This window comes from Pseudomonas sp. GM49 (assembly GCF_000282355.1).
In the GTDB taxonomy this organism is placed as follows: Bacteria; Pseudomonadota; Gammaproteobacteria; order Pseudomonadales; family Pseudomonadaceae; genus Aquipseudomonas.
On record NZ_AKJL01000335.1, the window covers coordinates 1 to 21,206 of the forward strand.

Below are 21,206 nucleotides of genomic sequence, written 5' to 3' on the forward strand. Positions count from 1 at the left end.
TCGGCTGGAGCAACTTTGCCGCCGTAGTAGACTGCCGGGTATCGGGCCTGAACAACCAGGGAGTCTGCGGTGAAGGACAGAGGATTGGCCACATGATTGGTGCAGAGCTGCTGACACTGGAAACGCTGTCAGTCGGCTGGCTGATTTACCTGCCAGTGCTGATCTGGGCGGTCTGCCGCGCCCCATGGGTTGAGCTGTTCACCGACAGTCGGCGCCAGCATTTGCTGTTCGGGACGGTATTTGCGCTGTTTATGCTGTGGCTGGTGCGGCGGGATTTCGATACTGGCGTTTCATATCACTTTATCGGCATGACGGCGGTGACCCTGCTGCTGGACTGGCCGCTGGCGATCGTTGGCGGGCTGGTGGCGCAAGCGGGGCTGGTGCTGCTGGGGCGTCAGGACCTTACGGCGATGGGAGTGAATGGCGCGCTGTTCATTCTGTTGCCGGTACTGGTCACTGAATGCTGCGCGATTCTGGTGGAGCGTGCGCAGCCAAAAAACCTCTTCGTGTACATCTTCGTCTCCGGTTTCTTTGCCGCGGCACTTTCGGCGTTGCTGTGTCTGGTGCTGGCGCTCACGGTGTTGTGGTACGACGAGTTGTTTGCCATGCCGTACTGGCTCGAGGATTTTGTCGGTTACCTGTGGCTGATCATCTTTCCCGAGGCGTTTATCAACGGCATGGTGGTCAGTGCGCTGGTGGTGTTCTGCCCGGAATGGCTGGAGACGTTCAACCGCACCCGCTACCTCTCGGCACCGTGGAAAGACGACGACTCCAAGCCTTGATCCGGATCAAGGCCTGAAATCGCCGCAGTCGGGATCAATGACGCGGGTCGAAGTCGCCGCTGAACATCTCGTCCTCGGCATCGGGAGCCACTGGAATCTTGTGCTCTTCGGACGCCCAGGCACCCAGGTCGATCAGTTTGCAGCGGTCGGAGCAGAATGGTCGGAATTTACTCTCGGCCGTCCATTCCACGGGGGCGCCACAGGTTGGGCATTCGACGGTTGTTGGTTGGCTCATGACTGGCCTCCACGCAAAGAAAGATAAAAGTGATGCAGGCGTTCGACCTCGCTGTTCAGCCAGGCAAGGTCGCGGTCATTGACCACGACGTCGTCGGCATGGCTCACGCGATCCTGGCGGCTGGACTGGGCCTTGAGGATCGCCTGGACTTGCTGCTCGCTGGTCTGGTCACGTTGCAGGGTGCGTTCGATCTGCAATTGTTCGGGCGCATCGATCACCAGCACCCGTTGGGTCATGGCGTATTGCCCGGACTCGATCAGCAGCGGCGAAACCAGAATTGCATAAGGCGATTTTGCCAGCGCCAGGTGGTGAGCGATTTCCTCGCCGATCAGTGGATGCAGGAGGGCCTCCAGCCAGCGGCGTTCTTCGGGAACCTCGAAGATCAACTTGCGAAGCGCAGCGCGGTCCAGTTGCCCGTCGGATTGCAACACGCCGGGGCCGAAGTGTTCGGCGATTTGTGTCAGTGCCGGGCGGCCAGGTTCAACTACCCAGCGAGCGGCATGATCGGCGTCGACCACATGCACGCCCAGATCGATGAAGTGTTGGGCAGCCGCACTTTTGCCGCTGCCGATGCCGCCGGTCAGGCCGAGAATCCAGGGTTTTTCCACAGGGGTATTCATTTCAAACCGACAAACTGCCAATAGAGGTCGGTTATTTGACCACCCCAGAGCAAGGCAATCCAGCCGGCAATGGCCAGATAGGGACCGAAAGGGATCGGCGTTGAAGTTTTTGCATTGCGCAAGCGCAGGGTTATCAACCCGATAATGGCCCCTACCAGCGAGGACAGCAGGATGGTCAGCGGCAGAATCTGCCAGCCACCCCAGGCGCCCAGCATCGCCAGCAGCTTGAAATCACCGTGGCCCATGCCGTCCTTGCCCGTGATCAGCTTGAATAGCCAGAACATCGACCACAGGAGGGTGTAACCGGCTATCGCACCCCATAACGCCTCGTGCAGCGACACGAACAGGCTGAAACTGTTGACGATCAACCCCAGCCACATCAACGGCAGCACCAGTACGTCCGGTAATATCTGATGTTCGGCATCGATCAGGCTCATCGCCAGCAAACCCCAGCTCAGGATCAGCACCAGGCCGGCCGGCCAACCAAAACCGAAGTGCCAGGCAACAAACGCCGACAACAGCCCGCAAGCCAGTTCGGTCAACGGATAGCGCGGGCTGATCGCTGCCGCACAGGCTGAACAGCGGCCGCGCAAAAACACATAACTGAGCAGCGGGATGTTTTCCCAGGCGCGGATCCGGTGATCGCAGTGCGGGCACTGGGAGTGGGGCAGCAACAGGTTGTAGGTCGGCAGCGGCGTTTCGCCAGGCAGCCCGAGAATGTCATGGGCCTGCTCACGCCAGTCGCGTTCGAGCATTTTCGGCAGGCGCCAGATCACGACATTGAGGAAGCTGCCGACCAGCAGGCCGGTGATGCCTGCGAGAAGGACAAAGGCCAGCGGAGAGTGAATCAGGATTTCATTCAAGGGCATGTCAGATCGCTGAGCCGAGTTGGAAGATGGGCAGGTACATGGCAACTACCAGTCCACCGACGATAACACCCAGCACCACCATGATGAACGGCTCCATCAGGCTGGTGAGGTTATCGACCATGTTATCGACGTTGTCTTCATAGAACCCCGCGACTTTGTCGAGCATGGCGTCCAGGGTCCCTGACTCTTCGCCGATGGCCGTCATCTGTATCGCCATGTTCGGAAAGACGCCGCAGGTGCGCATGGCGAAATTCAATTGCATGCCGGTCGAAACGTCTTGCCGGATGCGCAGTACCGCGCGCTTGAACACGATATTGCCGGTCGCACCGGCCACTGATTCCAGGGCCTCGACCAGTGGCACGCCGGCAGCGAAAGTGGTCGACAGTGTACGGGCGAACCGGGCCACGGCGGACTTGTGCATCAGGGTGCCCACCAGCGGCAGTTTCAGCAGCCAGGTGTCCATGCGGTCACGAAAGGCCGGGGAAGTCTTGAAGGCGTGGCGCACACCGAAGGCCATCGCGATCAGCGCGCCAAGGACCGTCCACCACCAGGCCTGCATGAATTGCGACAGGCCAATGACCATCACGGTGAAAGCCGGCAGTTCGGCGCCAAAGCCTTTGAACACCGACTCGAACTGCGGCACTACATTGACCAGCAGAATCCCGGTGACAATCGCCGCGACGAACACCACCACCAGCGGGTAGGTCATGGCTTTCCTGATCCTGGCCTTGAGACCTTCGCTTTTTTCCTTGTAGGTCGCGACCCGCTCCAAAAGGGTGTCGAGGGCACCGGCCTGCTCGCCGGCATCCACCAGGTTGCAATACAGTTCGTCGAAATACCGGGGCTTCTTGCGCAGGGCGGCGGCAAAGCTGTTGCCTGCCACGACTTCCTGTTTCAGTTCGTCCACCAGCTTGCGCATGGCCGGATTGTCGAAGCCTTCGCCGATGATGTCGAACGACTGCAACAACGGCACGCCGGCCTTCATCATCGTCGCCATTTGCCGGGTGAACAGGGCGATGTCCTGGGCCTTGATGCGTTTGCCCATGTTGAACAGCGAATGGTTTTTTTTGCGAACCTTGCCGGGATTGATGCCTTGCTTGCGCAGTTTCGCCTTGATCAGCGCCGGGTTTTGAGCGCTGAGCTCGCCGGTTACCTTTGTGCCTTTGCGGTCGATGCCTTCCCATGCATACACGCTGATTTTCGTTGCCTTGACCGTCATGTTCAGTCCTGGGTAATCCGGTTGAATTGCTCTTATAGCCTAGTCAAACGACTGAGCCAAACCAGCAAGGGTGAGGTGACAAAAAACGTCAGATAGTGCTAATCCCGGTAGTAGGGCCGGGCTTTTCGGCCGCTATGGCCCCAACCAATAGGGGCTTTGGCGTTGGCACAGGCTGTGCTGCCATGGGGCAGATCATGAGCCTTCGACTCATGCATGGAGCCTGTACATGAACAATCAAAAAGGTTTTACCCTGATCGAGTTGCTCGTCGTGGTGGCGATCATCGGGATCCTGGCAACACTGGGTCTGCCGATGTATTCCAAATACCAGGCTCGGGCCAAAGTCACGGCGGCGCTGGCCGAACTGACAGCAATGAAGGTGCCGTTCGAGGATGTGATCAACCAGGGGGACACCCCGACAATTGCCAACGTGGCGCCCGCCGGCGCGACATCGACTACCCACTGCGCCCTGTCTGTGACGGCTTCAACGCCAGAAGGGGAGGGATCAATCGTTTGTACGTTGCAGAATGCCCCGGGGGTGGTCGTGGGCAAAACCGTCACCCTGACACGGAACGAAACTAAAGGCTGGTCGTGTAAAGGCACCGTATCCCAGGATTATTTGCCTAAAGGGTGTTCCGGTCCTGCGACATGAATAGCTGAATCAAGGCCCCGTGATCGCGGGGTTTTTCTTGCTTGTCGACCGGTTGTCAAAAGCTACAGGGAAAGCTCAGAAATTCAGCACCTTAGGAACTTTCCACAAACCCGCAACTTGCATGCAGCGTTTCTGCGTCTCGTGCATTTTGCATGATTCCGGGGATTGGCTAATTTTATAACTTATTGATTTTAAAGACTTTCTATCTGTTTGAAAGTTGGCACAGCGTTCGCAATATCCTTGGTAACCCTGCCGACAAGACACCCGGCAGACTTTCCAGAAAAACAGGAGTTACTCGTATGAAGAAGTTCGCTATTGCTGCCGCTACTGCTACCGCGCTGACCCTGACCATGGCAAACGCGGCATTCGCCCAGACCACTCAAGCCACCCAGGCTCCAATGATCCTGGCGGCGGGTGAAATGACCAAGGCTACAGAAGCTACTTCCGATACCTGGATCACCACGAAAGTCAAAGCCGACCTTATGACCGAAAAAGGCATTCCAGGTAGCGACATCAAGGTTGAAACCAACAAAGGCGTGGTATCGCTGTCGTCGACCACCGCCGTGACCGAAATGCAAAAAGATACGGCTGTGGCCATCACCAAGAAAATCAAAGGTGTCAAGGCGGTCTCCGCTGACGGCCTCAAAGCCGAGTAAGGCAAGGCTTCTCGCCTGGACCGGGAGAGGGCGCGACAGACGAGCCGAGTCATACGTCTGTTGCAACCTGAGCGTTCATGCGAACGGCCCCGCGCATTTTTGCCGGGGCCAAATCAATTGTGGGAGCGGGCTTGCTCCGGGCGGCGATCCGACGAAAGCAGTCTTTCATTCAACGCATGTGTTGAATGTCAGTCAGCCTTCGCGAGCAAGCCCGCTCCCACAATTGAATCGTGGTTAATTAATTGCCGCGTTTGCTGGTGATCTGCTTCAGTCGGTTACCTTCGAACCGCAAGTATTGATACATCCCGCCATTGGGTCCGTAGGTCCATTCCTCGACCTGGAACTCCTCGCGCCGATCGGCACTGCGCTTGTAGCCCAGTAAGTCGCGGCTGACCGGTTCGCCGCATTTCTGCAGGACCTCACTCGAGCGATCGCCGACGCTGATCAATTGGCTGCCACAGCGCAAGGTATCGGCCGCCCAGGCCTGACTGGCGGATAGCGCCAGAACCAGGCCTGCCAGCCGCCGAATTATCACTCGGCATCCAGATGCATCGGTGTCACTACGCGGCCGTCACTTTGCGCCTCCCCCAGATTGGCGTCGATGAAGTACACACGGTCATCTTCCAGCTGGGCCTTGTCGACCAGATAATCCTTGATGCTGCTGGCGCGTTCCTGGCCCAGTTGACGCAACAGCACGTCGCTGGAGCTCCAGAACTTGATCACCTCGCCACGCATTTTCGCAGTGCGCTCTTCCTTGCCCAGGTCCTTCCATTCGGCAGGGGGTTGGGTTTTCAGGCGGGTGCGGTAGATGCCTTCGAGCAGCGGGCCTTTTTCCCCGTCCGGTACTTCCAGCAACGACGCCTGGGCCGGGACCTTGTCGCCGCGACGCTGGAGCATTTTGTAGTAGTTGTACTGGTATTCACGCTCCAGGCGTTGTTCGGCGATCAGCGGGCCATCGCTGCTCTGGGCGGCGGTGCCTTCGATTTCCAGACGTAGGGCCGGGCGTTCCTTGAGTGCCTTGGACAGTTTGTCCAGGGCGCCTTCAGCGTCCTTGCTCAAGTCGCTGGAACCGGCTGCGAATGAAACGCTGCCCAGGTCTTCCGAGCCACCACCGTTGACCAGCCCGCCAATGAGTTTGAACGGCGCTGCCGCGGCTTTGACGATCAGGTTGCGCAGGGTCTGCCAGATAATCGGCATGACGCTGAACTGAGGGTTGTTCAGGTCGCCGCTGACCGGCAGTTCGATGGAGATCTTGCCATCGACGTCCTTGAGAAGGGCAATAGCCAGTTTCAGCGGCAGGCTCACGGCATCCGGGCTGTCGACTTTTTCACCCAGTTGCAGTTGTTCGACCACCACTTTGTTTTCAGCTTTGAGCTGGCCCTTGGTGATCTGGTAATGCAGGTCGAGATTGAGCCGGCCCTTGCGGATACGGTAGCCGGCGAATTTGCCGGAGTAGGGCGTCAGTGTGGTCAGTTCCACGCGTTTGAAGCTGGTGGCGATGTCGAGGCTGGCCATCGGGTCGAACGGATTGACCGAGCCCTTGATGGTCACCGGCGCATAGCGATCGACCTTGCCCTTGACGTCGACACCGGCCGGTTTCGGCTGGCGGCTGTCAATGGTGCCGATCTGCCCGTTGAGTTGCTGGATGGCGGTGGCGAAGTTCGGGGTCAGGCTGAAGTCGGCGAAATTGGCCGAACCATCATTGATGAAAATGCCGCCGATGTGGATACCCAACGGTTTTTCGTTGCTGGCCGGTTTGCTCGCCGCCGGTTTTGCCCCGGAGTCCGTCGGTTGCGGGATTAGCAGGTCATCGATGTTGGTGGTGCGATCATCGTTGATCATGAAGCGCGCATAGGGCTGGAACAGGTTGATCTTGTCGATCGACAGACTGTCCCCATGCTGATAGTTCAGGCCTTCGACCACGACCTGTTGCCACTTGAGGAAGTCGCGGGTTTTCAGGGTGTCCAGGGTATGCAACTGATCGACCTGGGCGCGGCCGGTGATGTTGAAGGCCAGGGGCTCGGTGCTTTTCAGGTCGACCGCCAGATCGCTGCCGAGCATGCCGCTGCGCAGTTCCAGGCGAATGAACGGCGTGATGTAGGACTGGGCAACCCGCAGGTCGATGTCCTTGGTCTGTACCTTCAGTCTGGCGCTGACCGGGGCCAGGTTGACCTCGCCGTCGGCCATGATCTTGCCTTGCTTGCCCACGCCGGTATCGAGCTTGAGGGTAAAGGGTGAACCGTTGAGGCTGTCGAAGTTTTGCAGGTCAAGGTTCAGCGGGCTCAATTCCAGAGCGACGGCGGGTTGGGCCTTGCGGTCGGCCAGATGCACCTGGTAGTTGCGCAACTGCACGTCCTTGAGCAGCACCTGCCAGGGTTTGCCTGGCGCGGCCGGCTCAGGCTTCGGTGAATCTGCCGCCGCCGGAGCACTGGCCGGTTCGGCATCCGCCTTGGCTTTGGCAGCGGGTTTTGACGGTTGGCTGGCGAACAGTTTCTGCCAGTCGAGTTGGCCGTCCGATTCCAGCGCGGCCCAGGTTTCCAGTTTGTTGCTGCGGATCTTGCCGACCACCACTTGCTGTTTGGCCAGATCCACGGTGGTTTCGCTGACGTCCAGGCGCTCAAGCTTCACCAGTGGCCGGCCATCCGGGGCCTTGATTGCGAAGGGTGCGATGTTGACTGCCAGATTGCTCAGCAGCAGCTCGGTTTCCTTGGCCAGGTTGAACTTGTAGTCGGTACTGATGCTCATGATGCCGTTTTCGAGGTCCAGTGGCACGGCATCGCGCACATAGGGCCAGAAGGCTTTCATCTTGCCATCGGTGATTTTCAGCTTACCTTCGGAGGCGATCGGGATCAGGCTGAAGTTGCCGGTCCAGTCGATCTGTCCGCCATTGGGGCCGACGGCCACCAGGGTCATGTCGGCGCTGTCATCGGGCAGGGTGCTGAGGTTCTTCAGCTCGAAATCGAGTGTGTCGTAGAGAAACTCGATGGGCTCGCTGGGCTCGCTGGGCCGGGCATCTTCAAAGTGCACGGCGCCGCCCGCCAGTTTGATCCGCTCGATGCGCAGCGGAAACGGCTTGGCATTCGGGTCGGCGGGTGTGGGTTCGCTCGCTGGCAGTTTGAACAGCCCAAGCAGATTGAGTTGGCCGTCCTTGCTGAACAGGATTTCGGTCTTTGGCTTGTCCAGTTCAACATCGGACAGGTGCACCGCCTTGGTCCACAGGCTGTCGAATTGCAGATTGGCGTACAGGCGTTCGAAAGCGACCTGCTCCTTGCCGGGCTCGCCGATGTTCAAGCCCCAAAGGGTCAGTTCAAGGCTGAACGGATTGAATTCGATCCGCTGGATCGTGGCGGGGATGGTGGCGTAGTTGGCCAGTTGCTGGTTGGCAACGCGCAACGCGACACCCGGTAAAATCAGAAAACCCAGCAAGCTGTAGAGGGCCAGAGCAGTCAACAGGGCGCCGATGGCGCGAATCAATCCTTTGTACATGTGCGGCGTCATCTGTCTGATTCGGAGTGCGTTGGAGTATGGCACGCGTTTCCGGTTCCGAAGTGATCGGCCTGTTCAGGAAATTCAAGATTTCTCCCACAGCGATCAGAGCTGCAGAATCAGGGTTTTCAGCGGTGGTTGCTGATCCATCGACGGGAAGTCGGCGCCTGGTTTCATCACGCTCCACTCACGCACCGGCCGCCCGGCCTTCTCTGAGCAACGCAAAACCTGCTCGCGCCAGTCGTCCATGCTGACTTTCGCCAGGTTATTGCAGCAGATCAGCACGCCGTTATCAGCGGTGGTCAGCAGGGCCGGTTTGAGCAGGCTCTGGTAGTCGCGCAGCAGGTCGACGGTGCCGAATGCGCTCTTGGCCCAGGCCGGAGGGTCCAGCAGTACCAAATCGTACTGGCGCTGTTCCAGGCGCTGATAGCTCGGCAGTTTTTGCCCGCGACGCTGGCTGATCGGCAGGCCGGCCAGTTGGCGAATGGCCGGGAAGTAGTCGGACTGGATAAATTCCATGGTCGGCAACTGCGGATTGAGTAAACCGTTCTCCCGACCGACCGCCAGGTTGCCTTCGGCGAAGTCCAGGTTGCACACCTCGCGTGCGCCACCGGCGGCGGCACTGAGGCCGACACCACAGGTGTAGGCGAACAGGTTCAGCACGCTTTTGTTCTTGCTGTGATCCTTGACCCAGCCGCGGGTGTTGCGCAGGTCGAGGAACAGCAATGGGTCCTGTCCGGCATGGCGACCCCGCACCCGATAGTTCAGGCCCCATTCGTGGCCGACCAGATCTTGCAGGGCGGCTTCGTCGGCGCGGTAGACGATGTCTTCGCGATCGATGCGCGAATTGCCACGGGAGCGGTCGTTGTAGACCAGCAGGGTGTCAAACCCTAGATGTTGATTGATCGCTTCGTGCAGTTGCAGCAGTTCCTCGCGCAACAGCGATTGGTGAAAGCTCTGCACCATCAGTTGCGGACCGTAGCGGTCGATGGTCAGCCCGCCGGCACCTTCCTGGCTGCCGTGGAACAGGCGATAGCAATCGGTGCCTTGCTGGTGCAGTTCGGCGAGCAGGTCCTGGCGTTGATCGAGGGCGGCGCGCAGCGCCTGATTCAAGGAAGACATGCTGGGCGCCTTGCAGGAGAGAATTGGGCGCGTGAGTTTAACACTGTGGCGAGGGGGCTTGCCCCCGTTCCAGTGCGTAGCGCTGGCAAAATTTCGGAAACGCTCGAGAGCTTGGGGCCGCTCCGCAGCCCAACGGGGCGGTGCGGCGATCCGACAAGCCCCCTCGCCACAGAAAAAATCGCAGCAATACCTGCTAGGTCAGCAACCCCATCCGCCGCTTCGCCCGCTGCACCGATCCGTTACGCACCGCCCAGCGCAGCATCGGCGCACTGCGATTGACGCTGGCGCGGATCAGCTTGCGTTGCAGCGGGTTCTGGCTGACACCGAGCATATCGCTGGCCCAGTCCGGCAGCAGATCGATCCCGGCCTGCATCATCAAACCGCCGAAAGGCTTTGCCAGGCGGCTGGGGGCGGGGGCGTTCAACAACAGGCGCAAGACTTCCCGACTGCGTTCGTCGCACAGCAACTGTGGACGCATGCGCTCAAGGTAGTCGGCAATTTCCTGCCGCGAACGGGGCACATCTCTGGCCCCGAGTCGCTCGGCGATCAGGGCAATTTCAGCGTAGTAGCGATCCTGATCGGGCAGGGACAGGTGCGGGTTGCGATAGCGCAAATGCGCGGCCAGGAAGTTGCTGACTTCTGCCACGTGCACCCACGTCAGCAATTCTGGATCGCTGGCGGCGTAGGCGCGTCCGTCCGGTGCCGTGCCAGTGATCTGCAAATGGATGGTGCGGACTTTTTCGATCAGCCAGTCGGCGTCCTGTCGAGACCCGAACGTGGTGCCTGAGATGAACTGCCCGGTGCGGCGCAAGCGGCCGAGCATGTCTTCTCGAAAGTTCGAATGGTCCCAGACGCCGGCCAATGCCAGCGGGTGCAGGGCCTGCAGCATCAGGGCGCTGATGCCACCGATCAGCATGCTGCTGAAATCACCATGGACTTGCCAGCTCACCGAGTCCGGCCCGAACAGCCCGGGGTCGCCCTTGGGGTTTTCCAGGTCGAGTTTGCCCAGGGACAATCCGCTCAGGCTCATGATCTGGGTTTCGATGCGGGTGCGGATGAATTCCATGGCGACTCTGTAGGAGCGAGCTTGCTCGCGATGGTCGTTAACGATAATGCGTGTTTCCTGAACATACGCGGCGCGCCTGAGTTCAGCGCGAGCTCGCTCCTACGGGGCGCAGTACGTTACAGGTTCAAGCGTTTGTCGATCAGGCCCTGCACCACGCTCGGGTCAGCCAGGGTCGAAGTATCACCCAGGCTGTCCAGTTCATTGCAGGCGATCTTGCGCAGAATGCGCCGCATGATCTTGCCTGAGCGGGTTTTCGGCAAGGCCGGCGCCCACTGGATCAAGTCCGGTTTGGCGAAACTGCCGATTTCCTGGCTGACGAGGGCCAGCAATTCTTTCTTCAGTTCATCGTTGGTTTCGACGCCGTTCATGGGCGTGACGAAAACATAGATGCCCTGACCCTTGATGTCGTGGGGGTAACCGACCGCAGCGGCCTCGGCGATGCTCTCGTGCAGCACCAGCGCGCTTTCCACTTCGGCAGTGCCGATACGATGGCCGGATACGTTGATCACATCGTCGATGCGTCCGGTGATCCAGTAGTCGCCATCTTCATCGCGTCGTGCGCCGTCGCCGGTGAAGTAGTAGCCGGGGTAGGGCTTGAAGTAGGTGTCGACCATGCGCTGCGGGTCACGATAGACGCTGCGGATCTGCGCCGGCCAGCTGGACTTTATGGCCAGTACGCCGCTGCCGGCGCCTTTGATTTCCCTGCCTTGCTCGTCGAGCAGCACCGGTTGCACGCCGAACATCGGTTGCGTGGCGCAACCGGGTTTGATCCGCCGTGCACTGACCAAAGGACTGAGCATGATGCCGCCGGTTTCGGTCTGCCACCAGGTGTCGACGATCGGGCAGCGCTCTTCGCCGACCTCATGGAAGTACCATTCCCATGCTTCCGGATTGATCGGTTCACCGACCGTACCAAGTAGCCGGATGCTGGCGCGAGATGTTTGCTTCAACGGTTCGGGGCCTTCGCGCATCAGTGCGCGCAGCGCCGTCGGGGCGGTGTAGAAAATGTTCACCTTGTGTTTGTCGATCACCTGCCAGAAGCGCGAGGTACTCGGGTAGCTCGGCACGCCTTCGAAGATCAGCGTGGTCGCTCCGTTGGCCAGCGGGCCGTAGACGATGTAGCTGTGGCCGGTGACCCAGCCGACGTCGGCGGTACACCAGAAGACTTCGCCGTCGCGGTAGTCCAGCACATACTTGAAGGTCATCGCTGCTTGCAGCAGGTAGCCGCCGGTGGTGTGCAACACGCCTTTGGGTTTGCCGGTGCTGCCGGAGGTGTAGAGGATGAACAGCGGGGCTTCGGCGTCCATCGGTTCGGGCGGGCAATCGGCGCTGGCATCACGCAGGGCCTGCTGATACTGGATGTCCCGTCCTTCGACCCAGTTCACTTGTCCTTTACTGCGCTCGACCACCAGCACGGTGCTCACGTCCGGGCAGCTTTGCAGCGCCTTGTCGACGTTCTGCTTGAGTGGCACGACCTTGCCGCCACGCACACCTTCGTCTGCGGTAATCACGGTGCGGCAGTCGGCGTCGAGAATACGGTCACGCAACGAGTCCGGGGAGAAGCCGCCGAACACCACCGAGTGCACCGCGCCAATGCGGGTGCAGGCCAGCATGGCGTAGGCCGCCTCGGGAATCATCGGCATGTAGATGCACACGCGGTCGCCTTTTTTCACGCCACGGCTTTTCAGCACGTTGGCAAGGCGGCAGACGTTTTCATGCAGTTTTTTGTAGGTGATCGATGTCGAGTCGGCAGGGTTGTCGCCTTCCCAGATGATGGCGACCTGATCGCCGCGTTTCTCCAGGTGCCGGTCGATGCAGTTGTAGCTGACGTTCAATTGCGCACCGGCAAACCAGCTGGCCTCACCTGTTTTCAGGTTGTAGCGCTGGACGGTTTCCCAGGGCGCGCTCCAGTCGAGAAAATGCGTGGCCTGTTCGGCCCAGAAGGAGCTGGGGTGTTCGACGGATTCGCGGTACAGGCGCTGATAGTCGTCTTGACTCAATTGTGCAGCCCGGCGGACGGCATCGGCTTTGGGGAACTTGCTGATATCGAACATGACGGTTCCTTATTCTTGTTTTGCGACAAGGATAAAGATGCGCCGAGAGGTCAATGGGTTCAAGTCGGATGCAAAACAACTGTGGGAGCGGGCTTGCTCGCGAAGAGGCCGGTACATTCAACATTCTGGTTGACTGAACCGCCGTCTTCGCGAGCAAGCCCGCTCCCACATTTGATATTCGTTGCCCACAAAGTTTGTACTCAATACACACTTTGTGGGCAGGCTTCAAATCAACCGCGGTGACGACCACGGAAGTAATTGATCAGCCCTTGGGTCGAGGCGTCCTCGGCCGGGGTTTCTTCGCTGCCGACCAGGCGGTTGTAGACGCCTTTGCCCAGCTCTTTGCCCAGTTCCACACCCCACTGGTCGAAGGCATTGATGCCCCAGATCACGCTTTGCACGAAGACTTTGTGTTCGTACATCGCCACCAGTGCGCCCAGGCGACGCGGGCTGATGCGTTCGACCACCAGGGTGTTGCTCGGACGGTTGCCCGGGATCACCTTGTGCGGCGCGAGTTTCTGCACGTCGGCGTCACTCATGCCTTTGTCACGCAGCTCGGTTTCGGCCTCGGCAAGGGTCTTGCCGAGCATCAGCGCCTGGCTCTGCGACAGGCAGTTGGCGTACAGCCACTGGTGGTGGTCGGACACCGGGTTGAAGCTGACGATTGGCACGATGAAGTCGGCCGGGATCAACTGGGTGCCCTGGTGCAGCAACTGGTGATAGGCGTGCTGACCGTTGCAGCCGACGCCGCCCCAGATCACCGGCCCGGTGTCGGTGGACACTGGCTTGCCGTCCTGGCGCACGCTCTTGCCATTGGACTCCATGTCCAGCTGTTGCAGGTGCTTGGTGATGTTACGCAGGTAGTGATCGTACGGCAGGATCGCGTGGCTTTGCGCGCCCCAGAAGTTGCCGTACCACACGCCGAGCAAGGCCAGCAGCACCGGCATGTTCTGTTCGAACGGCGCGCTCTGGAAGTGCTGGTCCATGGTGTAGGCACCGGACAGCAACTCCTTGAAGTTGGACATGCCGATGGCCAGGGCAATCGGCAAACCGATGGCCGACCACAGCGAGTAGCGCCCGCCGACCCAGTCCCACATCGGGAAGATGTTCTCTTCGCGGATGCCGAACGCTACGGCGGCGGCGTTGTTGCTCGATACCGCGATGAAGTGGCGATACAGCTCGGCTTCCGAACCACCCTGGGCCAGGTACCAGGCACGGGCAGCCTGGGCGTTCTTCAGGGTTTCGAGGGTGTTGAAGGATTTCGACGAGACGATGAACAGCGTGGTCTCGGCGCGCAGCTTCATGGTTAGTTCGTGGAACTCGCTACCGTCGATGTTCGCCAGGTAATGGCAACGCACGCCTTTCTGGGCGTAGGACAGCAAGGCTTCGGACACCAGCTCCGGGCCGAGGAAGGAACCGCCGATGCCGATGTTGACCACGTCGGTGATCGGCTTCTCGGTGTAACCGCGCCACAGACCATCGTGGATACGGCCGACAAGGTCGGTGATCTGGTTCAGCACCTTGTGCACTTCCGGCATCACGTTGACGCCATTGACCGACAGCTTGTCGCCGACCGGGCGGCGCAGGGCGGTGTGCAGGGCTGGACGACCTTCGGAAGAGTTGACGATTTCGCCGTCGAACAGCGACTTGATCGCGCCCTTGAGGTCGACTTCGTTGGCCAGGCCCACCAGCAGATTGCGGGTCTCGGCGTTGATCAGGTTCTTCGAGTAGTCGAGAAACAGACCGCAGCTGCTGAGGGTGAATTGAGTGAAACGCTGCGGATCGGCATTGAAGGCCTCGCGCATGCTGAAATCCTGCATGGCTTGCCGGTGGTCATTCAACGCTTGCCAGGCAGGCAGAGCGGTAACGTCGTGAGGAGTGCGGTAATACGCCATCGCTGCGGGTTTCCTTTTTACTTGAACGGCCTTTTGAACACTAAAAATCCCGGAGCGCTATGGGTGGGCGTTCCGGTCAACTGCGTCGACACGATTTCATGGCGCAGGGCGAATACAGTAAACCCCGCGCAATGATCTGTCTTGACTTTGTCTGACCTGTTTCCGGTACTTTTTTAACATCGACGTCAGGAGCGGTCCGACAAACGGAAGAGACAGGACTCGGATCAGGCGACTTGGACCGGAATGGCGTTGCTGGTATGGCTAAGTTCATTGCCCGGCGCCATGTAGAGCATGCGCGGCTTGAAGTTGAGCAGTTCGGCTTCGCTGTAGTGTGCGTAAGCGCAGATGATCACGCGATCGCCAACCTTGGCCTTGTGCGCGGCGGCACCGTTGACCGAGATCATGCGCGAACCTTCTTCGCCACGGATGGCGTAGGTGGTGAAGCGCTCGCCGTTGTCGACGTTGTAGATCTGGATCTGTTCGTACTCACGGATGCCGGACAGGTCCAGCCATTCACCGTCGATGGCGCAGGAGCCTTCGTAATCGAGTACAGCGTGGGTGACTTCGGCGCGATGCAGCTTGGCTTTGAGCATGATGGCGTGCATGAGTATTTCCCAGGTCGGAATCGAACGGCGGGCAGTTTGCCCGATGGGGTTGTGGGCGGCAATACAGTCTGTTTGGGCACAGAAGTCCCACTGTGGGAGCGAGCTTGCTCGCGATGAGGGCCTGACATTCAACAGGTGTGCTGGCTGACAGTCCACTATCGCGAGCAAGCTCGCTCCCACAGGGTTTTTTGGTGTTTAGACGGGCGCGTCGAGGTTCAGGTGCAGGTTGTCGATCAACCGCGTCGTACCGAGGAACGCCGCCACCAGAATCACCAGGTCACGATCCTGCGCCGTTGCCGGGCGCAGGGTCAGTGCATGGCGGATTTCCAGATAGTCAGGACGCAGGCCAGCCATTTCGAGCTGTTTGATCTGTGTGCCGATCAGCGCCGGGTAATCGCGTTCGCCCTGCTTGATCGCCTCGCTGATCACATTCAGCGTGCGGTAGACCACCGGTGCCACAGCGCGCTGCTCTTCGTTGAGGAAGCCGTTGCGCGACGATAGCGCCAGGCCATCGGCCGCCCGTACAGTCGGCTCACCGATGATCTGGATCGGCATGTTCAGGTCATGTACCAGCGCGCGAATCACCGCCAGTTGCTGGAAGTCTTTCTCGCCGAAAATCGCCAGGTCCGGCTGGACCATGTTGAACAGCTTGCTGACCACCGTCGCCACGCCTTCGAAATGCCCCGGACGGCTGGCGCCGCACAGGCCTTCGGACAATTGCGGGACGCTGACGCGGGTCTGGCCGGTCATGCCGTCGGGGTACATCTCTTCAACAGAGGGGGCAAACAGCAAATGGCAACCAGCCTGGAGCAGTTTTTCCTGGTCGGCGGCGAGGGTGCGCGGGTACTTGTCGAGGTCTTCGCCAGCGCCGAATTGCAGCGGATTGACGAAAACGCTCGCGACCACGAAGTCCGCTCGTTGAGAGGCTTTGGTCACCAGCGCAACGTGGCCGCTGTGCAGGTTGCCCATGGTCGGTACAAAGGCGATGCGTTTGCCTTCGCTACGGGCACGGGCCACGGCGGCCCGCAGTTCGCGTACGGTTTTTACAGTGTTCATGCAGAGAATCCGTGTTCGATCCCAGGGAAAGTCGCCGCCTTGACTTCAGTCACGTAGGCATTCAGTGCAGCTTCAATGCTGGTCTGGCCAGTCATGAAGTTTTTCACGAATTTTGGCACGCGGCCGGTAATGGACAGCCCCAGCATGTCGTGCAGAACCAGCACCTGGCCATCCGTGCGATTGCCGGCGCCAATACCGATCACCGGAATCTTCACCGCCTGGGTGATTTCTTCTGCCAGTTCGCTCGGGACGCACTCGAGCAGCAGCATTGCCGCGCCAGCCTGTTCCAGGGAAATCGCGTCGGCACGCATCTGCCGCGCCTGGTTTTCGTTGCGACCCTGGACCTTGTAGCCGCCGAGGATGTTCACCGATTGCGGCGTCAGGCCCATGTGCGCGCAGACAGGGATGCCACGCTCGGCCAGCAGGCGGATCGAATCGGCCAGCCACAACGCTCCTTCAACCTTGACCATGTGCGCGCCGGCCTGCATCAACTGTGCGCTGTTGGTCATGGCTTGCTCGGTGGTGGCGTAGGCCATGAAAGGCAGGTCGGCGAGGATCAGGGCATCGCTGTTACCGCGTTTGACGGCGGCCACGTGATAAGCCATTTCTGCGGTGGTGACAGGCAAGGTGCTGTCGTGGCCCTGCAAAACCATGCCGAGGGAGTCGCCCACCAGCAGCACTTCGACGCCGGCCTGGTTGCAGGCGTGGGCGAAGGTTGCGTCGTAGCAGGTCAGCATGGTGATCTTTTCACCTTTTTGCTTCAGACCTTGCAGGGTGGTCAGGGTGATGGCTGGCATGAAAAGTTCCTCATTCAGGCGCTGTGGAAACTACTGCGAGTAACGCGCGTGATTCTTCGTTGAATACAGGCGCACGTTCTTTTGTCGTGCTTTTAAGGCCTGGATTGCGCCCTTGAACGCCGTGTTGGCGGCAGCGGGACGCCTATAGTCGTGAGGAGAACGAGGGAAGTCAATTGCGTGTGTTACCGCATTGTTACGGGTGGGGTGTTACCGGGGTAACTGATGCGATTCAGCAGCAGATCTTGTGCCCGACACAAAACCAATGTGGGAGCGGGCTTGCTCGCGAAAGCGGAGTTTCAGCCAACATTGATTCTGGATGACACACCGCTTTCGCGAGCAAGTCGGATCGCCGCACCGCCACTCCCACAGGGGATTTCGGTCAATTTTGGGGCAGGCGTTCCAGGCCGACGAACGGGCATGCCTTGAGCAGTTCGGCCAAGGTCCGGCCATCGGCCAGTCGTAGATCCGCAGGTGCCAATTCCGCCAGCGGATACAGCACGAAGGCCCGTTCCTGTATGTGGTAATGGGGAACCTTGAGGCGCGGTTCGTCGATCAGACGATCACCGAACAGCAAGATGTCGAGGTCTAGCGTGCGCGGCCCCCAGCGCGCAAGGCGCTCGCGACCCTGGCCGTTTTCGATGGCCTGCAAGGCATCGAGCAAGTCCAGCGCTGCCAGCGTGCTGTCGAGAGCGGCCACCGCATTGGTGTAGCGCGGTTGTCCGGGTAGCAGCGAGTCACTTTGATAAAACGCAGAAACCCCGACCAGCTCCGATTGCGGCAACTGCGCCAGCGCCTCGACGGCGCTGCGCAATTGTTCGGCAGGGTCAGCCAGATTGCTGCCCATGCCGATATAGATGCGTTCCATGGATTACTCGCCCGTGGTGCTCGAAGCGCCGGCGGCGCGTTTGCGCTTGGAGCCGCCGCTGCGGCGACGCTTGCGGGGGGCGCCGGTGCCGTCTTCCTTACCGCTGAGGTCGCGGATCATGTCGCGGCGCTCGCTTTCATTGGCGTCCTGATAGTCGGTCCACCATTCGCCGAGGCCGTCAGTCTGCTCGCCTGCACTCTCGCGCAGCAGAAGGAAGTCGTAACCGGCACGGAAGCGCGGATTGTCCAGCAACAGATCGGCACGCTTGCCGCTGCGGCGCGGCAGGCGTTCCTGCATGTCCCAGATCTCGCGGATCGGCATGGTGAAGCGTTTCGGAATAGCGATCCGCTGGCACTGTTCGGCAATGAGCTCGTGCGCCGCTTCCTGCATCGCCGGAATCGGCGGCATGCCACGCTCCTGCAGGCGCAAGACGCGGGCTGGCAGGGCAGGCCAGAGCAGGGCTGCAAACAGGAACGCCGGGGTGACCGGTTTGTTCTGCTTGATCCGCAGGTCGGTGTTGATCAGGGCTTCGCTGATCAGGGTGTGGGTGTACGTCGGGTTGTATTCCAGTGCTTCGGCGCTGGCCGGGAACAGTGGATCGAACAACTGCAGGTCGACCAGCATTTCAAACGTATCGGCGGCATGGCCGGAGAGGAACAGCTTGAGCACCTCTTCGAACAGGCGGGCCGATGGAATTTCGCGCAGCATCGGCGCCAGGCCGCGGATCGGCAGGGCGCTGTGCTTTTCTATGCCGAAGTTCAGCTTGGCGGCGAAACGCACGGCCCGCAGCATCCGTACCGGGTCTTCCTGGTAGCGTTGCGTCGGATCGCCAATCAGGCGGATCAGGTGGTTGCGGATGTCGTGTACGCCGTTGGCGTAGTCGAGGATGCGTTCGCTGACCGGATCGTAATACAGGGCATTGATGGTGAAGTCGCGACGTTGCGCGTCTTCTTCCAGGGTGCCGTAGACGTTATCGCGCAAGATGCGCCCGCTTTCGTTGCGCGAAGACTGGTTGCTGTCTTCCTCGTCTTCGTTCTGCGGGTGATTGGCGCGGAAGGTCGCGACTTCGATGATTTCGCGGCCGAAGTGGATGTGCACCAGCTTGAACCGGCGCCCGATGATTCGCGCGTTACGGAATTCGGCCCGTACCTGCTCGGGTGTGGCGCTGGTGGCAACGTCGAAATCTTTCGGTGTGATACCCAGCAGCATGTCGCGCACGCAACCGCCAACCAGGTAAGCCTGATAACCGGCGCTCTGCAGGCGTTCAACGATATTCACCGCGTAACGGCTGAATTGCGCCTTCTGCAGCGAATGTTGGCCGCTGTTGAGCACTTCAGGCGTGCTGCGAATGTGTTGCGTAGGACGCTTGGGAGAACGGAATGACTGGAACAGCTTCTTCAGCATGGGATGCACTGTTTGAAGGAATATTCGGCCATAACAGAAGAATGACCGCATGATGGGCGGGGATTCTAGCATTTAGTCGGGGGATGGTGTAGGACACAGCAGATATGAGCTGTAGGTCCGTAGGAGCGAGCTTGCTCGCGATGGACGTGAACGATGACGCGTTCAGCCAGATTCCCAACTGCGCCTTCAGGTTATTCGCGAGCAAGCTCGCTCCTACAGGTACAGGTACAGGTACAGGAAGCGGGTATGGGGGCTTGAATTGCAGAAACCACAAGGGGAGCCGAAGCTCCCCAAGAAGTAGTTGCATGCTCTATTTTTATTTTTGGTTTCGGGCTTCTTGTTTTTGTTGAGTGCCCTTGCCATGAAGCTTTCCTTCATGACCCTCCCAATCGGGAGCCAAGAGCAAACGGATTGCTTTGGTCGCTGAATTGCAGTGATCTTTCGATCCAACCAGTACAGGCTCTGTCTTAAGACAGTTTTTTGTTGTTCTCAGCCTGGTCGTGGGGCTAGCCCCAAATACAACGCCTCTCCAAAAGAATCAGTTAGCTGCGCCTCTCGCCGTCTTGTTTTTATTGTGCGTGAGTCGATTCGTCTTATTTTTATTGTCTTGTGCATTGCTTGTTATTGTTCTTGTATCAAACATATAGCAGGGTGCGTGCCAACTTTTTAGAAGCCCAGTAAAACAAGGGGTTAGGCCGATTGTCAGGCGTTTTGAGGGCCAAAAAAAGCCGGGGCTTCGTTACCGTAAGCCCCGGCTTCTGTTACGTGAAAAAGCTGAGGTAACAGTTTTTCCACAATGTCACGTGTTACCCGCACATGAGACAGGCGCGGTTCAGCTTTCGCTGGCCACCCCGGTCTTGCGCCGCGGGATGCCCAGGCGCTGACGACGCTCCCACAGGCATTTGCGGCTGACCCCGAGCTTGCGGGCCAACTCGGTTTCGGTCATATGGTCCTGATGCTCGAGGACGAAATGCTGGAAATAGTCTTCCAGGGAGAGGTCTTCGGTCGGTTCGTGGTTGTTGTTACTGGCATTGCCGTTGCCCTGTTGTGGGGGCAGGCCAATGAACTCGTCGTCTTCCAGGTCGCCCAGTTCGATGTCGATGCCCAGCAGCTCGGCGGAAATTTCCGGGCTTTCGCACAGGATAACGGCGCGCTCGACGGCGTTTTCCAGTTCACGAACGTTGCCCGGCCAGGAGTAGTGACGAATGGCCTGCTCGGCATCCGCGGCGAACTTCAGGTCGGTGCGGTTGATTCGCGCACTTTGCCGCGCCAGGAAGGCGTTGGCGATCTCGTTGACGTCCGCACCGCGTTCGCGCAGGGCTGGCAGCTTCAGCGCGATAACGTGGAGGCGGTAATACAAGTCTTCCCGGAACTGGCCGATCTTCGCCAGACTCTTGAGGTCGCGGTGAGTCGCGGCGATCAGGCGCACATCGACTTTCTGCGACTGCACCGAGCCTACCCGGCGAATTTCACCTTCCTGCAATACGCGCAGCAGGCGAGCCTGGGCCTCCAGCGGCAGTTCACCGATTTCGTCGAGGAACAAGGTGCCGCCGTCCGCCGCTTCCACCAGGCCGGCGCGCCCGGCGCTGGCGCCGGTGAATGCGCCTTTTTCGTGGCCGAACAATTCGGATTCGATCAGGCTTTCCGGAATGGCCGCGCAGTTAACCGAAATCATCGGCGCCTTGGCGCGTTTGGACAGGTTGTGCAGGGCGCGCGCCACCAGTTCCTTACCGGTACCTGATTCGCCCTGGATCAGAACGTTGGAATCGGTCGGTGCCACTTTGCGGATCTTGCCGTACAGGTCCTGCATCGGCGGGCACGAGCCA

The 21,206-nt window shown here is 59.7% G+C and carries 19 protein-coding genes; 3 read left to right on the forward strand and 16 right to left on the reverse strand.

Going from position 1 to position 21,206, the window contains the following annotated elements:
• Positions 1–92: 92 nt before the first annotated feature.
• On the forward strand, positions 93–782 hold the full coding sequence (locus tag PMI29_RS00830) for an energy-coupling factor ABC transporter permease (RefSeq protein ID WP_033052794.1): 690 nt from the start codon (positions 93–95) through the stop codon (positions 780–782).
• A gap of 34 nt (positions 783–816) precedes the next feature.
• Here PMI29_RS00830 and yacG read toward each other — a convergent pair whose 3' ends face one another.
• From yacG to PMI29_RS00810, 4 genes are read right to left on the reverse strand one after another with little or no spacing between them, the layout of a single operon-like run.
• Positions 817–1,017 (reverse strand): DNA gyrase inhibitor YacG, encoded by a 201-nt coding sequence (yacG, locus tag PMI29_RS00825; RefSeq protein ID WP_007970539.1) that lies wholly within the window; start codon positions 1,015–1,017, stop codon positions 817–819.
• Positions 1,014–1,637, reverse strand: a complete 624-nt coding sequence (coaE, locus tag PMI29_RS00820; RefSeq protein ID WP_008004465.1) for a dephospho-CoA kinase — start codon at positions 1,635–1,637, stop codon at positions 1,014–1,016. Before coaE ends, yacG begins: the two co-directional genes overlap by 4 nt.
• The gene (locus PMI29_RS00815) at positions 1,634–2,506 is read right to left on the reverse strand and encodes a prepilin peptidase (protein WP_008004467.1); all 873 of its coding nucleotides are present in this window, start codon (positions 2,504–2,506) and stop codon (positions 1,634–1,636) included. The genes coaE and PMI29_RS00815 overlap by 4 nt, the downstream gene beginning before the upstream one ends.
• A 1-nt stretch (position 2,507) precedes the next feature.
• A complete protein-coding gene (locus tag PMI29_RS00810; RefSeq protein ID WP_008004470.1) occupies positions 2,508–3,725 on the reverse strand; it encodes a type II secretion system F family protein in 1,218 nt (405 codons plus the stop codon).
• A 226-nt stretch (positions 3,726–3,951) separates the two neighbouring features.
• Between PMI29_RS00810 and PMI29_RS00805 the strand changes: the two genes are divergently transcribed.
• Positions 3,952–4,374 carry a pilin gene (locus PMI29_RS00805; protein WP_008004472.1) on the forward strand — a complete coding sequence of 141 codons (423 nt, stop codon included), beginning with the start codon at positions 3,952–3,954 and terminating at the stop codon, positions 4,372–4,374.
• 299 nt (positions 4,375–4,673) lie between these two features.
• Positions 4,674–5,030 (forward strand): BON domain-containing protein, encoded by a 357-nt coding sequence (locus PMI29_RS00800; protein ID WP_008004474.1) that lies wholly within the window; start codon positions 4,674–4,676, stop codon positions 5,028–5,030.
• Positions 5,031–5,268: 238 nt separating this feature from the next.
• Here PMI29_RS00800 and PMI29_RS00795 read toward each other — a convergent pair whose 3' ends face one another.
• The 12 genes from PMI29_RS00795 to PMI29_RS00740 all read right to left on the reverse strand — a co-directional run.
• A complete protein-coding gene (locus tag PMI29_RS00795) occupies positions 5,269–5,565 on the reverse strand; it encodes a DUF2845 domain-containing protein (RefSeq protein ID WP_008004476.1) in 297 nt (98 codons plus the stop codon).
• On the reverse strand, positions 5,562–8,528 hold the full coding sequence (locus PMI29_RS00790; protein WP_033052795.1) for a DUF748 domain-containing protein: 2,967 nt from the start codon (positions 8,526–8,528) through the stop codon (positions 5,562–5,564). Before PMI29_RS00790 ends, PMI29_RS00795 begins: the two co-directional genes overlap by 4 nt.
• A gap of 93 nt (positions 8,529–8,621) precedes the next feature.
• Complete coding sequence (locus PMI29_RS00785; RefSeq protein WP_008004480.1) at positions 8,622–9,638, reverse strand: class I SAM-dependent rRNA methyltransferase; 1,017 nt, start codon at positions 9,636–9,638, stop codon at positions 8,622–8,624.
• 193 nt (positions 9,639–9,831) lie between these two features.
• Positions 9,832–10,704 (reverse strand): oxygenase MpaB family protein, encoded by an 873-nt coding sequence (locus PMI29_RS00780; RefSeq protein ID WP_008004481.1) that lies wholly within the window; start codon positions 10,702–10,704, stop codon positions 9,832–9,834.
• Between the two features lie 116 nt (positions 10,705–10,820).
• Positions 10,821–12,758, reverse strand: a complete 1,938-nt coding sequence (gene acs, locus PMI29_RS00775; protein WP_008004483.1) for an acetate--CoA ligase — start codon at positions 12,756–12,758, stop codon at positions 10,821–10,823.
• A 230-nt stretch (positions 12,759–12,988) separates the two neighbouring features.
• A complete protein-coding gene (gene pgi / locus PMI29_RS00770) occupies positions 12,989–14,653 on the reverse strand; it encodes a glucose-6-phosphate isomerase (RefSeq protein WP_008004485.1) in 1,665 nt (554 codons plus the stop codon).
• A gap of 224 nt (positions 14,654–14,877) precedes the next feature.
• Entirely contained in the window at positions 14,878–15,258 is a 381-nt protein-coding gene (gene panD / locus PMI29_RS00765) for an aspartate 1-decarboxylase (protein ID WP_003228271.1), read from the reverse strand.
• 195 nt (positions 15,259–15,453) lie between these two features.
• Positions 15,454–16,314 carry a pantoate--beta-alanine ligase gene (gene panC, locus PMI29_RS00760; RefSeq protein WP_008004489.1) on the reverse strand — a complete coding sequence of 287 codons (861 nt, stop codon included), beginning with the start codon at positions 16,312–16,314 and terminating at the stop codon, positions 15,454–15,456.
• Positions 16,311–17,111 (reverse strand): 3-methyl-2-oxobutanoate hydroxymethyltransferase, encoded by an 801-nt coding sequence (panB, locus tag PMI29_RS00755; RefSeq protein WP_008004491.1) that lies wholly within the window; start codon positions 17,109–17,111, stop codon positions 16,311–16,313. Before panB ends, panC begins: the two co-directional genes overlap by 4 nt.
• 379 nt (positions 17,112–17,490) lie before the next feature.
• Entirely contained in the window at positions 17,491–17,976 is a 486-nt protein-coding gene (folK, locus tag PMI29_RS00750; protein WP_008004493.1) for a 2-amino-4-hydroxy-6-hydroxymethyldihydropteridine diphosphokinase, read from the reverse strand.
• Between the two features lie 3 nt (positions 17,977–17,979).
• Complete coding sequence (locus PMI29_RS00745) at positions 17,980–19,380, reverse strand: polynucleotide adenylyltransferase PcnB (RefSeq protein ID WP_008004495.1); 1,401 nt, start codon at positions 19,378–19,380, stop codon at positions 17,980–17,982.
• Positions 19,381–20,212: 832 nt separating this feature from the next.
• Positions 20,213–21,206 (reverse strand): sigma-54 interaction domain-containing protein (locus PMI29_RS00740; RefSeq protein ID WP_008004499.1); only part of this gene is annotated, 994 nt, incomplete at its 5' end.